The sequence below is a fragment of the Clostridium sp. ZS2-4 genome, from assembly GCF_026719745.1.
Taxonomy (GTDB): domain Bacteria; phylum Bacillota; class Clostridia; order Clostridiales; family Clostridiaceae; genus Clostridium_H.
Genome location: NZ_JAPPRQ010000044.1, coordinates 48,519 through 67,303, shown reverse-complemented (window position 1 = coordinate 67,303; position 18,785 = coordinate 48,519). Strand labels below are relative to the sequence as shown.

8 protein-coding genes are annotated in these 18,785 nt (G+C 29.2%); all 8 read left to right on the top strand.

The annotated features are described in order from the left end of the window. Positions 1 to 7 precede the first annotated feature (7 nt). The 8 genes from OIO11_RS07450 to OIO11_RS07415 all read left to right on the top strand — a co-directional run bounded on the left by OIO11_RS07450 (position 8) and on the right by OIO11_RS07415 (position 18,025). A complete protein-coding gene (locus OIO11_RS07450; protein WP_268070813.1) occupies positions 8 to 2,317 on the top strand; it encodes a hypothetical protein in 2,310 nt (769 codons plus the stop codon). Positions 2,318 to 2,345: 28 nt separating this feature from the next. After that, complete coding sequence (locus OIO11_RS07445; RefSeq protein ID WP_268070812.1) at positions 2,346 to 2,939, top strand: prepilin-type N-terminal cleavage/methylation domain-containing protein; 594 nt, start codon at positions 2,346 to 2,348, stop codon at positions 2,937 to 2,939. A gap of 17 nt (positions 2,940 to 2,956) precedes the next feature. Then, positions 2,957 to 6,640 (top strand): NPCBM/NEW2 domain-containing protein, encoded by a 3,684-nt coding sequence (locus OIO11_RS07440; RefSeq protein WP_268070811.1) that lies wholly within the window; start codon positions 2,957 to 2,959, stop codon positions 6,638 to 6,640. 269 nt (positions 6,641 to 6,909) lie between these two features. Beyond that, positions 6,910 to 12,672 (top strand): DUF5057 domain-containing protein, encoded by a 5,763-nt coding sequence (locus OIO11_RS07435; protein ID WP_268070810.1) that lies wholly within the window; start codon positions 6,910 to 6,912, stop codon positions 12,670 to 12,672. Between the two features lie 305 nt (positions 12,673 to 12,977). Next, positions 12,978 to 13,730, top strand: coding sequence for a prepilin peptidase (locus tag OIO11_RS07430; protein WP_268070809.1), 753 nt, complete (start codon positions 12,978 to 12,980; stop codon positions 13,728 to 13,730). A gap of 141 nt (positions 13,731 to 13,871) precedes the next feature. After that, positions 13,872 to 14,597: a FadR/GntR family transcriptional regulator gene (locus tag OIO11_RS07425; protein ID WP_268070808.1), complete on the top strand. Its 726-nt coding sequence runs from the start codon at positions 13,872 to 13,874 to the stop codon at positions 14,595 to 14,597. A gap of 596 nt (positions 14,598 to 15,193) precedes the next feature. Continuing rightward, positions 15,194 to 15,898 carry a FadR/GntR family transcriptional regulator gene (locus tag OIO11_RS07420; protein ID WP_268070807.1) on the top strand — a complete coding sequence of 235 codons (705 nt, stop codon included), beginning with the start codon at positions 15,194 to 15,196 and terminating at the stop codon, positions 15,896 to 15,898. 459 nt (positions 15,899 to 16,357) lie between these two features. Further along, positions 16,358 to 18,025, top strand: coding sequence for an L-lactate permease (locus tag OIO11_RS07415; RefSeq protein WP_268070806.1), 1,668 nt, complete (start codon positions 16,358 to 16,360; stop codon positions 18,023 to 18,025). The last annotated feature ends 760 nt before the right edge of the window (positions 18,026 to 18,785 follow it).

Sequence of the window (18,785 nt, the reverse complement as noted above, 5' to 3'; positions counted from 1 at the left end):
GGATAATATGAAAAAGAGTTTTAAAGTTAAAAAAGGATCTTCACTTGTAATGACGTTGATAATACTAAGTATACTCAGTATTTTGGGGACAGCAATACTTTCACTTACACTTTCAAGCTACAAGGTTCGTAATATGAATGGAATTATGAAAACAAATTTTTACGCATCTGAAGCGGGAATAGACAAGGCTTATGCTATTATAGGTAATGTGGTTGATCAGGCAATAAATTCGGGTAATGTGGCAGTGGATAATTTATTGAATCCAAAGGAAAATTCAGAGGAAAGTTTAGCAAGTATAATTCAGAATGAAAAATTAAAAGTACTTGCTGACTCCAGTTATATTAGTCCTTATTTAAATTTAGATGGTTCTGTAAAGGAAGAAATGATAAAAGAAGTTCAAAATAAAAGATTTCAGATAGCTTTTAAAAATTATATAGAAACTTACTTAGAACGTGAATTAAGTAAAAGTGACAATTATAAATTCGATGAAAATGGTGTTGGTGAAGAGTTTAATAGTGATAGAACAAAGCCGAAAATGAGGTTTTCATCAAACACTAGTACTCCTTTGAAATTTTCAGATGATAAAATGGAAATAGGATTAGTATCTACTTTTAAACATAAAGATATAGAAAAGCAACTTCAAGCTGTATACGAAATAACTGTCCCAGAGTATAAGTCTGTGTATTATATTGAGAATAATATAATGAAAATTCCTGAAAATCTTGCTTTCCTTAAGGGGTTAGCAGTAGATGGGGATATGACAGTTGAAAATAGTGATGTTGATATAACTGGTGATGTTTTTGTAAAAGGGAAGAATGTAGGAAATGATGGTAATATTATAGACAGAAATGAGTTTAAAAGTGGAATTATATTAGATGGTAGGGATTCTAGGGTAGTTGTTACAGGTGAATTATCTTCTGCACAAAATATATTTTTGAAGGGAACAAGCAGTAATTTTGTGGTAAATGGAGATGCTTATGTTAGAAATGCCATTATAGATACTAATGCACAAAATTCAAATTTAAATTTAAATATCAATAAAGCAAATAATTTAACAGGAAGTTTATTTACAATGGATGATTTAGAATTGAATGCTAGAGCTTCTAATATAAATATACAAGGTGGATTTTATGGTGTAAGTGATGGTAAAGATGCTGGTGGTACTGATACGTTAGAAAGTGACCACTCAAGTTCAATAATAGTGAATACTGAAGATATAGGAAGTGGCTCTTTTATAAATATTGAAACTAGTGGACCTGATGATAAAGTGCTTATAGCAGGAGTTTCTTACATAAATCTTATTAATGAAAAATATCAAACAGGTGAGTCTGTGTCTATTAAAGGAAACTACAAAGCTTATACTATACCTCTTACAAGTGGAGTTAATGGTCATGGAAAAAGCTTGATAGGAGATAAAATCAAATTTGAATATAAGAACCCACTTATACTTGCAACCAAGTTTTTAAATGATGCTAATGATCCTAACGATGATACTGATTTAGATGTTTCTGATAAAAGTTATTATTTTAATGCTTATAATGAGGAATACAAAAGTGATGAAGATTATAAATTAAATTTAGGTGGCAGTGGTATAAGAATAAAGAAAGACAGAATTCTATTTAATACTGGTGCAGTACTGTGCAGTGAAGATGGAATTTCTCAAAATGAAATAGTATTAAGTAATATAACTTTAGATGTAACTCCAGAGAGAACAAATAAAGAAAATGAGCTGAAAAGAAAAATATATCATATGGGAGATGCGAGTGTACAAGGTGATCTGGGAAGTTATGTACAAAAAATGGTAAAAAATAAAGTCAATTTTAGCAATATTACAAATAAGTTTGAAGGTAAAAATGCTCAAGGAAAAATAGACAATACTAGTGATGTAATTCTATTAGATGGTAATGCTAATGAACCATATATATTTGCTCCAGAAGGATACATTAGTTCAATAAGTGGAAATAATGTATCGGTAGAAAAACAAGATGATACGGGAACAGCAGAATTCAGAGGTATTATCATAACTGCAGGAGATATTTATTTCTGTGGAAATATAAAATTCAAAGGAACTATAATTTGTGGAGGAAATCTAATATTTAAAGATAGTAACCATAAAGAGATAAATTATAATGAAAATTATGTGAAAAAACTCATTGGATATAATTATGAAGACTTTGAAAATATATTTCAAAATAATTTAAATAGTAGCTTTGAAGTTGAAACCCAAACATCTGTTGGCAGTGATGATAATAATGTAAAGAGCGATATAATTAGAGATAAACTCATCACAAGAACAAAATGGAAGATAATAAAATAATTTCACGAGAAGGTGATTTAAGATAAAAGTGAAAAAGAAAGGATTTACATTAATAGAAATTTTAATAGCAATAGCTATAGTGGCAATAGTAATGACTGCATTATCAAATTTCTTTTTGACTAATTATAATACACTTAACAAAGTCAATAAGCAAATTGACTTGCAGTCTGAGGGCGAAAAAGGAATAGAGAGAATTGTAAGAAGTGCTATAGAATCAAAAGGAATAATTGAAGTAAGAATAGAAGGACAAGATTTAAATTTAGAGGAACATACTATTGCTGAAAACATAGACAGAATAGTATTCAAAACAATAGATATTAATGGAAATGATATATATGAGATATTTGAAGTGGCAGACAATAGACTTTGGCATGGAACTGTTCCTGCAAATGAAGAAAATACTGATCAAACTATAGGGGAAGTAGTAATAGATAAAGATGGTAATTTATCTGCAGATGAAATTATAGGAGAAATTGCTGCAGAAGATATAAATCATATTAATCTAAGTGCTAGTGCCAATAAAACCTTAAAAGATGCTGATGGAGTTGAGGTAGAAATTCATCTGAGTAAAGGAAATGAAAGTGCAGTTGTAAATAGTGAGGTTTGTTTTAGAAACAAATGAAGAGTGGAGGAATACAAATGAAAAGGTTACTTTCTTTAACTTTAATATTTTCCATGATTTTGTCTTGTATTTCAAGTATGCAAATTCATGGACAACCTGTGACTTCTAGCGATAATACTTATAACGTATCCGTTAGTTTTGATAATGATGATGTAGATGTACAAAATCAAGGCAAATTAACTTATAGAGGATATGATACTGAGAATATAACAGACTGGGCAGACAGAAGTGATGTGTTTAAAAAAGTAAAATATAAAGATTATATAAGTGCTGAAAAAGTAAGCAGCTTTGATAAACATTTAAAGCTGGAAGATGTAAAATACTTATATCATTATATTCAGCATGATGTAATTGAACACTTTGCCACTGCATTTGAGATATGTGACAGGAGAAGTGATAATAAGTATGATCAGGCCTATATGTATTATCCATATGATATGGCTAATAATACAGGTTATTCTAGCTTATTTTTAGATAAGGCGCATGCTTCAAATATTTCAATTTCTAGCACTACAGGTATATCAGGTGAAATAAAAGCAGTATATGATGGAAACACCTATTATAGTGTTACTAACTATAAACCAGGTAGTGTAATGATAAATGAAAATTCATATAATTATATTCCAGATGAAAATTCAACAACGTTTAGTTGGTTTTATACTTATACAGCTTATAAAAAGACTTATCAAGGTTTTGATTTGGGAGAACATAACTGGATAACCAACTCTAGAGAAAATCCAAAATTATTCGTATCGGCTGGAAAAATTATTCCCAAAACGGTATTTTATGATACAGGTGATTTTAATAACAATCAATATATTCCATACAATAGAACTGAATATAAAGAAGCATCAAAATTCTGGGGATATTTAAAAGTACAAGATAATGCTAATTATAAATTTAGATTAGTTACAAAAGATAACGCAGCTGGATATATAACTGCAGATGGAAAAATAGACCTATTTTCAAATAATAATTCTTACTCATTAACAAACAATAAATATTACCCAATACATCTTGAATATATATATAATGATCTACAGGGTGGAAATTTTACTATGGAATATCAAAAAGATAATGGTGCATGGACTCAAGTACCTGCTGAGTGGTTTTATCCATCTAAAGCTACTAACCCAGAGGAAGCTGACGGGATATTTATAAAAAATAATGATTTAGATATAAAAATTGTTGATGAAGATTCTGGTTCAGAACTTCCACTACAAAATGTTCCAATAGCTATAAAAAATTCACTAAATTCAGTAATAACACCTATTGATGCAAAAACAGATGTAAATGGAGGGTATAAATATAATAATCTTAATGTAGATAATTATACAATTTCAGTTACTGCTCCACAGGGATATGTACTAAAACGAAGTTATACCAGTATTAATAGTGATTATTCAAAAAAAATAATTATTTATTTGACAAAAGAAACTTGGGGTAGTACATTAGCAAAAGTTGAATCTAGTGATATTGACTTAAATAATAGAGGAATGCTGAATTACAGAGGATATGATACTAATAGTATAACCAATTGGGATGATAGAAAAGATGTATTCAAAACTATATTATATAAAGATTATTTAACAACTGAAAAAGCAAGTAGTTTTGATAAACATTTAAATCTTGAAGATGTAAAATATTTATTTTATTATGATCGTAATAAGAGAACCAGGTATTATTCTACTGCAATAGAGTTTTCAGATAATTTTTGGGAAAGCAATTCTATTTGGAAGGAAGCCTATCTTTATACTCCTAATAATACTCCTAATAACACAGATTATACAAGCTCTTTTATAGATAGAAACAATGCTTCAAAGATTTCAATTCACACTACTGCAAATATAGGTGATCAAACAGAAGCAGTATATAATGGAACCACTTATTATAGCACTAATAATTATCGACCAAGTGGTGTAATGATAAATGAAAATTTATATAATTATATTCCAACTCAAAATCCAACAACGTTTAGTTGGTTATATAATTATCAAAATGGGGTACATGGTTATAGAGAAGTTATTTGGGGATCAGCACATGAGAGAATATACACATATAGAAAAAACCAGAAATTATTTGCATCAGCAGGAAGAATTATTCCTAAAACAGTATTTTATGATACAGGGGATTTTTATAATAGTTTATATCTTCCGTATAACAGAAGTGAACATAAAGAAGCATCAAAATTTTGGGGATATTTGAAGCTTCCAGAAACTGCTGTCTATAAATTTAGAGTTGCTACTACTAATAATGTGACCTATTTAAGTGATATGAATTGGATGTCTGGTAGTAGCGGATGGGGAACTATACAGAAAAATAAAAATATTGTAGGAAACCCAATTACATTAAACGAAAAAACTTATGAAAAAGGAATAGGAACACATGCGAATTCAACAATTATATATGATTTAGGTGGTGAATACGAAAGATTTAAATCAACAATAGGACTAGATGATGGAACAGTAAGAGAAAAGGGAACAATTATCTTTAGTGTATATGCAGATGGAAACGAAATTTATAAAAGTGGAGTATTTAGATGTGGTACACAAGCAGAAGATATTGATCTTGATGTTTCGGGAATAAAAGAATTGAAGTTAGTTGTAAATTGTGTTGATAATAATTATTATGATTGGGCAGACTGGGCAGATGCTCGTTTGATTAGAAGTAACAATAATAAAGCCAGTGGATATATTACTTCAAATAATCAAACTGAAAGTTTTTCTTTAGGTAACGCATATGATTTGAATAGTGATGAATATTATCCAATACACTTAGAATATCTTTACAATTTGCCTAATGGTGGAGCATTTAAAATGGAATATCAGAGAAATGATGGAGCATGGACTGAAGTTCCTTCTGACTGGTTCTATCCATCAAAAGATTCAACACCAGAAAATGCAGAGGAGATATTTAAAGGTCGAACTGATAATAATAGTATTTGTGTAAAGGTATTATTATTAGATAGTAATAATTCAGGTGGATTTGCAAAGGTTAATAAAAGTGGCGGAGCAAGTGAAAAGCCAATTCCCAATATTCCTGTATCGGTTATTAAACATGTAACCAATGAAAAAATAAGTAGCCAAGACGCTATAACAGATGGAGAAGGAAAGTATGTTATTCCTGATGTTGTTCCTAGTGACTATGCAGCATTTATTAAACCACCAGAAGGATATAAAATTACTAAAACTACTGTTGAAGATGGAGAAGGTAAAAATATAACTTTTTATTTAACAGATGAAAGATTATTTAAAAATTTATATTTTGAAAGTCCTATGAATAAATCTAAAACAGATATTAATGCTATAAAAGGAACTAAAGTAAAACTTGATTTAAATGTAGAGATAATCAGAGATGTAGAAAGTTTAGAATTAGAATGTATAATAGAAAAAGAAATAGAAAATGAAATAATAATAGGAATAACTAATTTAGAAGCAGGAGATGTACTTAAAGGTACAGATAATATAGGGCAAGCAGTGGTAGAAGGAAATATAATTCGTTTTCCAAATAAAGTTTTAAGTAAAGGTATTTATACAGTGAAGCTAACTATGAAATTAACTAGGGATTCAAAAGAAGATCAAGTATATCCAATAAAGGTAACACATATAAATGCAAAGGATACTGTGGATAATCAAAATAAAACATATGAGGAAAGTACTATATTTAATATTAACAGTGTAAAATTAAAGTCGTTAGATTAAAAAACACATTTAGAACAGCTTTAAAGCGTATAGAGAGTTTAAATAACTTATCTATACGCTTTTTTTTTACGCTTAAAACAGTTATAATACAAATATGGAAAAAAATACAATATACATTTTTCATGACTAAAAGAAGTTATATTTTGTGGTTATTATATTCGACATTAAGTAAGGAAAATTTTTTGGATAAAGCTTGAAAATCTTTGAGCCCTAATGGGTTTAGGAATTTTGCAAGTGGCTATTTAGAAATAAAAAAATGGGGGATATATATGAAAAAGAAAAGGTTGATTGCTTTAGGAATTATATTTATTTTGGTGATAAGCCAAATTGGACTATACCCTGTGACTGCTATGGGTGCCACTGGAAGTACAATAAATGGTACTCCAGGTATTAGAATGAAAGTCATAGATACGAAAGGTGAAAAACCAGAATATACGGGAGGTAATAAGATATTAACAAGGGAAAGTGATGAAAAGTTAAATGGTGGTGCTTTGGTAAATTTTAATGGTGAAGGAAATGAAGTAGATTTAAAGAATATAGAGTACAAATTCTTTAAACAAGAGTCTCAACCAAATGAAGATGATTTTATTAAGTCCCAAGGCTGGGAAAAACTAGACCCTGATGGAAATAAAATAAAAAAATTAAATGATGTTGTGGATAAGCCAGGATACTTAACTTGGAGAAGTTATGATGTAAGTCATATGGATACTGCAAGTAGTAATAGTAGTGGGTATAGTTGGAGCAATAGAAGTCATGTATACATGAATCCTAATCAGGAAATAAAATATCAGTCTGCAGATGCAGCTGATTTAGGTGGACAATATAAGTTAGTAGAAAATTATATGGATTTAGAAGGATTGACTTTTATAATTAAAACTGTAAACAATAGAAATAGTAAATATACAATGTTTAAAAATGGACAAGAAACAGCAGTTGATTCTAACTTAGTTGAAGAAAAACAATATCATAATAAGGAATGTGTGATAATAAAGAAAAGTATAAATGAAAACAGCAAAAGAATGCATATGAAAGTAGATAAAGATAGTAAGATAAAAGTAAATGGAGAAGTATTTCAAGTAAAATCTAAAATACCAAGTAAATACTGGAATAAAGATATATATGTAGGAGCAGAAAAATATACTCCTAAAACAGTATTTTATGGATATTCAAAGCTCTTTATGGATCGAGAGTTATATGCATATCAGGATTATAAAGAAGCATCAAAATTTTGGGGGTATATAAGAGTTGATAAAACTGGTAGATATCGTTTTGGATTAGATGCTGATGATGGATTTTATGGATATATTACTGTTGATGGGGTAAAGAAAGAGCTTGCAAACCATGAAAAGTATTTTACTAATGGAAGTGCTTCAAGTAAGGTTGATCCAAGACCAGCAAAAGTAACGACTGGAGAAGAATACACAGAAACAAATCTAGAAGCAGGAAAAGATTATCCAATATATTTAGAGTACTTTAACTGGGGTGGAGATGGAAAATTCATGTTATATTATCAAGAAAAACATGATAATACTTGGCCAAGAACTTGGTTGCCTGCTAATAAAGAGTGGTTCAGACCATCAAAAACAACTACTCCAGGAGAATATGCAGACAGTACCTTCACCATTGAAGAAGGAGTAGAATTTCCAAAGGCACCAGGTCAATACTATATTGGCGTTAAACGTGGAGAAAATAAAGGGATTTATGGACCGTTTATCGTAGCACCTAAGTCAATACTTGATTTACAAAGAGGTGCAGTAAATGGAAATAACTTTATTGTGCCAGGACAAGAATTTGAGTTTAAATATACTATACAGCCGCAACCTATCCCCATAGTTGATGTAGGTGGTAGTTCTAGTAAAGAGAAATTAATAGTTAAAGATCTTATGGTTAAAGAGACTTTTCCAGATAACATAGCTATAGTAAGTGGAGATGGACAAATAAGTGGACAAACATTTACATCAACATCTAAAGAGATTACCTATAAGAAAAATAGTATAAGTAAAAATTATGAAGCTGATAAAGTTGAAATAACTATAAGATTAAAAACTGATGAAAATCTAAGTGATTTGGTGTTAGGAAGTGAAGGAAAAGCTTTTGTAACATATAAAGATTTAGACGATTCAAATGCTCAAAAAACATTTGAACAAATTAAAATTAGTACTACAAAGTTACAAAATTTAAACATTTTAGAAGTACAACCAGGCAGAGAGTTTGAGTTAACTACAAATATGTTTAGTGGAATGGCTGCAAATATCAATTTAGTGCAAATGTCAATGCCTGAATTGATAAGTAATATAGAAAAAATAAATGGCAAGTACGATATAGTTTATGTGGGAAATAAAAATGATACGGGTGTTCATTATACTGATATAGGGCAAAAACCACCTATACTTCCACAAGGCGGAAATAATAATAATGGTACAAATTCAGATTCATTGGAATATTATAGCGAAAATGATATTACAAACAGAAAAGCAGAAGATTTAATAGAATTTATAAATTCTGGACAGCTTACTATATTTAGAAAAAATATATTTAATGATTCTTTAAAGAAATCAAAATTAAATGAATTTGAACAATATAGTTCAAAAGAAAATGTTAGACTTACAGAAAACATAAATAATGAAAACATAAAACAACTTTATAATAGCTGCAGCAAAAGACCTATTCTAGATGTAGAAGATTGTCCAAGAGATTTTACTGGTACTTTAAACAATGGTACTTCAAATGGCTATGAAGATACAAAAGTAATGAATTTTAGATTTAATTTAGAGAATCTAAATACTAGAGATAATTACCCAAATCTTATGACTGTAAAATTATATTTAGATAAAAATGGAGATGGATTCTTCAGAGATGATGAACTAGTTAAGCAAACAGAGCCTAAATTAAATGGAGAAGGATACTCACTTAATTATCGTTTGGAAGATTCTTTTACAGGAATGATGCCGTGGAAATTAGAGGTTCAAGATAATGTAACAAAGACTAAAGCTTATAAAATAGGTTATCCAGCGTATAAAGGAGAAAAATTAAAAATTAGAGTGCTTCAGTTGGTACCACCAAGAAATACTTTTAGTATAAAGAATATGAAAGTACCTTTAAGCACAGAGTATTATAAGGTTAATGTAACAGAACTAACAACTGATGAATTTAATAATAACTATCCTAATGACATTCGTAAAAATTCAAAAATTATAAAGACAAAATTAAATGGTAATTATGACATGATTATTTTAGGATTTGCAGATAGTTTTAATGATGGTGATTTAACAATTGATACTATAAATGGTATTAAAGAATTTATTAAAACAGGTCAGAGTGTAATGTTTACTCATGATACTATGAGTTATCATGTGAATAATTATGGAAATCAAAGTAAGAATTTAACTCAACAATTTAGAGATATTATTGGACAAAGTAGATATAATAATAATTCTCAAAAAAATAAAAATAATATAAGTTATGATGATGATGAATTTTATTCTGATGAAATAGTACATGATCCTTTACCAAGTCCTAATAAAATTTCTTATGGATTTACTAAAGGGATTTTAGATGTTAAAAACGGTAAAGTCTCAGGTCATCCAACTATCAATAAAACTTATAAATTGAATGAGGGATTGTTTACTAGGTATCCTTATATTTTAGCAAATAATGCTCAAAAAGAACTTAATGTTGCTACTACTCATGAACAGTATTTTCAACTTAATTTAGAAGATGAAGATGTTATTCCATGGTTTACGCTAAATGGAACAGCTAATAATGGATATTATTATGATAAGTATGATGGAAGAAATAATTTTTACACTTACACAAAGGGGAATATTACTTATTCAGGTACTGGACACACAACTCCAAACAGCGTGGATGAACATCAAATGTTCATAAATACAATACTCAAGGCAGCAAGAAACGCAAATCATGCTCCAACATTAAAAGTTATAAATATTGATGAAGATAAAATTATATCTAAATCTCAAGAGAAATTTGAGTTTAGTTTCATTGCAAATGATGTAGATGGTGACAAGTTAAACGGGGACGTATATGTAGATGATAAATTGGTTAAAAGTTATCAAGAAGGAGATATTAAGCGTAATGAACCAGTAAATGTAGTAATAACTAAAGGAGAATTACAGAGTTTAATAGGAAATAAAGAAGGATTTACACTTAAGATTGTAGTTAGAGATTCTAAAGGAGCTATAGCCGAAGATAATGGAAACTATACACTAAAATATTTTGAAAATCCTGTATTGAATTTAAGTATTGATAAGGAACAAAGATATTTAGTTGGAGATGTGGCTTCAGTTAAACTACAAGCTGCTGTACAAAAAACAAGTGATAATTTAAAGACTAAGATTCAAAATATAAACTTTTCTATGGGATACGATAACTTAGAAGACTCTAATGTAATAAAAACAGTTGGAAGTAGTAATTGGACTTTAGGAGATATCACATTTAATCCAAATCCAAATCCAGAAATACAAGAGAATACTTTTAAATTTAATTTAAATAAATCTGGAAATTATGTTGTGAAAAATACTTTAAGTTATGATTATTCTAACTTTAGTAATTTGGGAACTCAAACAGTTAATTACAGCTATCCTATTTCAGTAAAGTCAGGAATAATTGATGTTAAAGTAGTAAACAGTGATGGAACACCTTTTGGAACTGCTAAAATAAGCGTTATAAAAAATGGAAAAGAATATACAAGCGTTAATATTGATCAATATGGAGTTAAATCATTAGAAAATTGCCCTTCAGGTAGTTATACATTTTCAATTAGTAATTTACCAGAAAGGTATATAGTAAAAGGGGCTAATTCAAAAACTATAGATTTATCATACGATAATCCAATACAAGAAGTTAAATTTGAATTAATAGATAAAAATAAAATTGGATTGGACTTAATATCGGAAGGTGAGGGTAAATATTTAGTTGGAGATACAGCTAATCTTACTTTGAAGGCAGTTGCTCATAATGAAGATGAAAATATAAACACTATTATTAAAGATATAAGGCATTCCATGCAATATAATTCTAATGGCCTGGAGTTGACTTCAGGTGAAACTTGGAAATTGCATGATGTATCTATTTTTGGTAAAGATATTAATAAAGAATATAAAAAACAAACTAAAAAATTTAGCTTTAACATAAAGGAAGCGGGCGATTATGAGGTTGTAAATACTGTAGTATACAAATATTTAGATAATATACAGGAAACAAGAAGTGCTACTCATAATGTTTCAGTTAAATCTGGTAAGGTAAAGGTTAAAGTAGTAAAACAGGATGGTACACCTTATGAAGGAATAACTGTAATTGTTAAGAAAAATGGTGAGAAAATTATAGAAGGTCAAACAGCTTCATTGGGACAATATTCTATAACTGACCAACCTTCAGGAAACTATAAAGTTTCAGTACAATTTCCAAGTGGATTTACTGCTGAAGGTGGTAATACTAAAATATTTAATCTAGATTATGATAATGCTGAGCAAAATATAGAATTTAAATTAAGTCAAAGTGCTAGTATATTGAAGCATGGAATGTTTGTAAATAAAAAAATACAAAACAATACAGATATAGTACAAGGCTTTCCAGCTAATTTAGCAGTTGATTTTAAAGTTTATGATAAAAATCCTGACATTAGATTAACTTTGAATAAAGATGTTAGTAAGGTTAAATTTACACTTTATAAAGTTGATAGTAATGGAAAGGTAAGTTCACCATTAAATGGTGATATTAAGGTATATGAAGTTCAGTATGATAGTGCTGGAAAAGAAATTTCCACAAGTCTTCCGAATGAATCAGTTAATGGTGTTAAAAAAACTAGTATAGATTTAAGCAGTATATCAGGTGAAAAGAAATTAAAAATTCAATTACCTGAAAGTACTACTTTTGAAAATCACTATATTTTAGAGTATAAAATAAATCAAAAGGCTCCAGTTGATACTGTTTTAAGCAGTACTGTAAAAGTAAATAATTCACAAGATAATAAGTATGACTTAAAAGTAGTTAAATTACCGTCCTTAGATTAAAAAACATATTTAGAACATCTTAGATAATTAATAAAGTAAAAATTTATAATAATGAAGCAGCAAGATTAAAAATGATAGTTGAGAAATTACTAAATTTAGATTAAACTAAATACGTATAGGCAGCTAAATAAGTTGCCTGTATGTCCTTTATTAGTAGTAGGATTTTAAATATATATATTGCAATTATCAATACTCATTGTTCAATGATCAATTTATAAAAAACTTTGATGAAGTTTTAATACAATGAATATTATTTATTGCAACTTATATACTAAAAATTTCACAGCTAACAATTTAAAATGGAGATGATAAAAATGGAGTACATATTTATATTAATAATAGGTTTACTGATAGGCAGCTTCCTAAACGTATGCATATACAGAATACCAAGAGAGGAGTCAATATCCTATCCACCATCACACTGTACAAGTTGTGGAAACAATATTAAGCCTTATGATTTAATACCTGTCATCAGTTATATATTTTTTCTAAAGGGAAAGTGCAGATACTGCGGAGAAAAAATAAGTATCAGGTATCCGCTTATAGAGTTATTTACAGGAATAGTATTTGTGCTTATATATAAATACTATGGAACATCCATGGAATTTATTAAATTTGCAGTATTGTCCTGCTTTTTGATTGCGATAGGTATGATAGACTTTGATACCACAGATGTATACTTTAAAACCACAATAAGCGGTATTATAGTGGGAATAGTATTTTTAGTTGTATATTATTTTACTGGATACAATATAGGGACATACATACTGGGAGCTTTGATTGGTGGAGGATTTATTTCTTTAATTATATTAATCACTGGGGGCATGGGCTGGGGAGATGCTGAAATATGTTTTCTAGCTGGTCTGTATTTAGGATGGAAGCTTACTCTTTTGATGCTGTTTTTATCTGTAATACTAGGTGCTGTAATTGGAGTTTTACTTATAGCTATAAAAAAGAAAAGTAGAAAAGACTATATTCCTTTTGGACCTTATATAGCTTTAGGAGCAATTATAGCTGCAATTTGGGGAGATAGTATTTTAAGATGGTATTTGCTATAATGAGTTTATCAGGGGTATAAATACAAGGAAATATAAGGGAAATATTCAATTTGTTATTGACCAAGAACAAATTCAAATTATATAATTTAATTAAAACATAAAAATTATATGCTATGGGAATGGTAGAGAGGGGACGAGTATGTGTTTACAGCTATTAAAACAACAAAGGTTTATGAGCAGGTAATTGATCAAATAAAAGAGATGGTTTCAAATGGAACTCTTAAAAGAGGGGATAAATTACCATCTGAAAGAGAGTTATCAGTACAGTTAGGAGTTAGCAGGGCATCTATCAGGGAAGCATTAAGAGCTCTTGAAGTTATTGGACTTTTGGATTGCAGACAGGGAGAAGGAAATTTTGTCAAAGAAAATTTCGAAGATAGTTTATTTGAGCCTCTTTCCATTATGTTTATGCTTAATAAAAGCAAACCACAGGAAATATTTGAATTAAGAACAGTTATAGAAGTTGAAACAGCAGCTTTGGCAGCAAAAGTTATAACAGAAGAAGAACTTAAAAAGCTTAAACAGTTAATAGATATGATGAAAAATTGTGAAGATGAGAATGAAAAGGCAAAATTGGATAAAGAATTTCACTACAACATAGCAAAGGCTTCAAAAAATCTTTTGATAGTAACTATATTAAATACGATTTCTACATTGATTGATTCTTTAATTAAAGATGCCAGAGCTCAAATATTAAAAAATGAAAGCAATAAAAGTATTAAAGATGATGAAAATGCTATAGATTATATAGATTATGAACATCAAAGCATATATATAGCTTTGGCTAAACATGATTCTCAGCAAGCAGCTACTATGATGAGGATGCATATGGAATTAATAAATGAAAATTTGATAAAGTTAAGTTAGTGCAATCTATAGAAAATGACAGAATAGTAGCGAGTAAAATAAAGAATAAATATATTGAAAGCATTGGTTGTTTGATGACTTTAGGGGCTAAGTCTATATTTTTAAAGCAACGATGCTTTTGTTGTTATTTATATTTTAAGTTTGATATTTAACTAACAAAATATACGTAACAGAAAAAAATAAAAAAATTTTTCTTTTTAATATTGTGGGGAAAGCTTGTAAAATGATAAACGATTACATTTTGTGAATACAAAGCATGTGTCAATAAAATAACTATTGTAGAAATATTCAGAATTATGTGGTAGCATTTGATTAGACAAAAGATTATCAGACCAGTTACACGAAAAGGGAAAATGTAGCGGGGTTTTCATTAGAAAATAGAAGGTTTTGCAGAAAGAATATATTTTGAGTAAAATCTAAAAAAGTAAAAATTATTCTACATTTTAACAATAAACTGGTAAGACAACATACCAGATTGAGAAAAAATATATTTTACAAACATATAGACTGGAGGAACAAAACGTGGAAATGATAAATTGTTGACCAAGAATAAAAATAAATTATATGCTATGGGGATTTAAAGAGGAGTTGAGGATATGGTTACAGCTATCAAACCAACAAGAGTATATGAACAAGTAATTGAACAAGTAAAGCAGATGGTTTTAAATGAAGAGTTAAAAAAAGGTGATAAGCTTCCTTCTGAAAAAGAATTGTCTGCGCAGTTAGGAGTTAGCAGGGCATCCATCAGGGAAGCGTTAAGGGCTCTTGAAGTTATTGGACTTTTAGATTGCAGACAGGGGGAGGGGAATTTTGTTAAAGAAAATCTTGAAAATAGTTTATTTGAGCCCCTTTCCATTATGTTCATGCTTAATAAAAGCAAACCACAGGAAATATTTCAATTGAGAACAGTTATAGAAGTTGAAACAGCAGGTTTGACAGCAAAACTTATAACAGAGGAAGAACTTAAAGAACTTAAAAGGCTTATGGATATAGCGAAAAATTGTGAAGATGAAGATGAAAAGTACAAACTATATAAAGAATTTCACTATAATATAGCAAAAGCTTCAAAAAATTTATTAATATTAACTATATTGAATACAATTTCGACTTTAAGTGACTCAGTTATTAATGATGCAAGGTTCCGAATATTAGAAAATAAAAACAACAAAAATATTATAGACTATCACCATCAAAGCATATATCGTGCTCTGGCTAAGCATGATTCACAAGAAGCAGCTATTGGTATGGGTATGCATATGGAATTGATTAATGAAAATCTTACAAAGGTTAAGTCAGAATAAATCTTACTTAAAACGATTGGTCTGTAAAAAAGTATAAAATAATAACAATTAAAACAAAAATCTAAAAAAATAAAGATTAAATATATTGAAAGCATTGGTTGTTTACTGATTTTATGTGTTAAATCCATATTTTAAAAACAATGATGCTTTTTTGTCGTTACATGTATAAAAGTTAAAAATTTAACAGATTATAATAGAGAAGATACCTGAAAATAAAATTATTTTTTTAATTTTCGATAAAATAATTAAATAAAAAGCTGAAAAAACGGTAATCGATTACAAATTGTTTGTAGAAAAAGTGTGTTAATAAAATAACTATTGTAGAAATATTCTAAATTGTGTGATAATATTTCAGTAAGATAATCAGATTGTCAATCTACTAATCTCTAAATTAACAAAAGAAAAATGTAGCTACGTTATTTAACATTTGAAAAAAATCATCTAAAGGGGTGTAAGAAAATGAGTTTAGGAACCTTAGCATTAATAGCTTTAATACCAATTTTAGCAGTAGGTATCTTAATGATTAAGTTTGATTTGCCATCTACAAAAGCAATGCCAATTGGTTTTGCATCAGCGGCCATATTAGCTATGATATTTTGGAAAATGCCTTTAAAGTGGCTTGGAGCAGTTGCAATTACAGGAGCTATAAATACAGTTGATATTCTATTTATAGTATATGGAGCATTGTTAATTCTTTCAATAATGAAAAAAAGCGGTGGAGTTGATGGAATAGCACATTCTATGGCAACAGTATCTACTGACAGAAGAGTTCAAGTTATTGTAATCGGTTTCCTTATGGGAGCTTTCTTTGAAGGAGCAGCAGGATTTGGAACACCAGCAGCAGTAGCAGCACCACTACTTGTTGGATTAGGTTTCCCACCACTAGTAGCAGCTATGGTTGCTTTAATAGGTAACAGTGCACCAGTTACTTTCGGTGCGGTAGGAACACCTATCATTGGTGGTTTTGCAAGTTTGAAGTCTATGGTAGAAGCTGGAGGATTTACAGGTGACTTTGGAGCTTTCTTAACTAGCGTTGGAGGATTTGCAGGAATAATACATCTTTTAGTAGGATCATTTATCCCACTTGCGATGGTTTGTACTATGACATTAGTAGTGGATAAGAGTATTAAAAAAGGTTTAGAAGTATTACCATTAGCACTATTTGGAGGTTTAGTATTTACTATTCCGGAAGCAGCAATAGCAAATTTTGTAGGACCAGAAATTCCTTCTTTACTTGGGGCATTAATAGCAATTCCTATATTCGTAACTGCAATTAAGAAAGGATTATTTGTTCCAAAAACTAAATGGGATTTCAAACCTCATGACCAATGGGAAGATGATTGGGAAGGTGAAGTTACAGCATCAGTAGCTGGAGGAGAAAATAAAAATGTAATGAGTGCAGGTAAAGCCTGGGCACCATATATTTTAGTAGGAGTATTATTGTTACTAGGTCGTTTAAAATGGATAGGACTTACTCCGATTCTTAAGTCTTGGAGTATAGGATGGAGCAATATTTTAGGAACATCTTTATCAAGAAGTATAACACCTTTGTATAATCCAGGAATAGTTCCATTCATGTTAGTTGCTTTAATCATTCCATTTATGCATGGACTTGACAGAAAAGAAGCAGCAAAATCTTGGAAGGAAGTATTAGGTCAGATAAAACCAGCTTCAATAGCATTGTTCTTTGCTCTTTGCATGACATATACACTGATGAATGCAGGTAAAGCAGCTAATGTGGATTCTATGTTAATTGTTATGGCTAAAACTGCAGCAGGATTAGCAGGTCAAGGATGGTATGTTGTAGCACCAATAGTTGGTATGCTAGGATCATTCATATCAGGAAGTGCAACAGTATCAGATATTATGTTCGGTGCCCTTCAATTTAGTGCAGCAAAACAAATAGGAATACCTGTAACTCCAATACTTGCATTACAATCAGTAGGTGCAGCAGCAGGTAACATGATTTGTGTACACAATGTAGTAGCGGTTTTAACTACTGTTGGATTGGTAGGTAAGGAAGGTAAGATTATAAAGAATAATATTAAGATATGTCTTGCATATGGAATAATTGGCGGTATATTTGCAATGATTATAGTAAATGTATTTATGAAAGGTATCTTTTAAATAAAACTCTGAATTAAGTAAAATATTAAGTGGAATTCTGGGTGTTAGGGACTTGCGTTTAGAATATAGCAATAGTTACTAATACCCAGTATTAAATTAGTAATAATAATTCAGAATTGAATTTTAGTTATAGTTAGTAAGGTAAAATTATAAAGAACAATATTAACCTGAATTATTCATAGATTTAAATTTCATAATCTAATTGTAAGAAATTGGGTTGAAATTTAAATCTATTTTTTATTTTGAGTAATTTTCAATCATTGTTTTTCTATATATTTCGAAATAGTGTCATCAATTATTAGATAAAATGTTTTTGTGATTTTCTGGATTTATTCCTAATAAGTTCTATAATTGTTTTACACTATTATAGAACAGATAAAGGAAATGGTTTCAAATGGAACTCTTAAAAGGGGAGATAAATTGCCTTCAGAAAATGGGAAAAAATATTATAGACTAGGAGCATGAGAGAATATATAATTCTTTGGTGAAGGAAAATTCACAAGAGTGACAGAAGGATAAAAATTGAAATAGAAAACTTAATAGCTAAATATATAGAAAACATTGGTTGTTTAATAATTTAATGGAAATGAATTCATATTTTTTAAACAATAATAAATTTTGTAATTATTTATATGCAAGTTTGACATTTAACTAACTTTAATGTAAAAAGTATGCTGAACAAAATAATTGAAAAAAAATTTGTCAAAAAATATTCAACAGAAGGCTTATACAGCTACAACCGATTACAATTTAATGTACG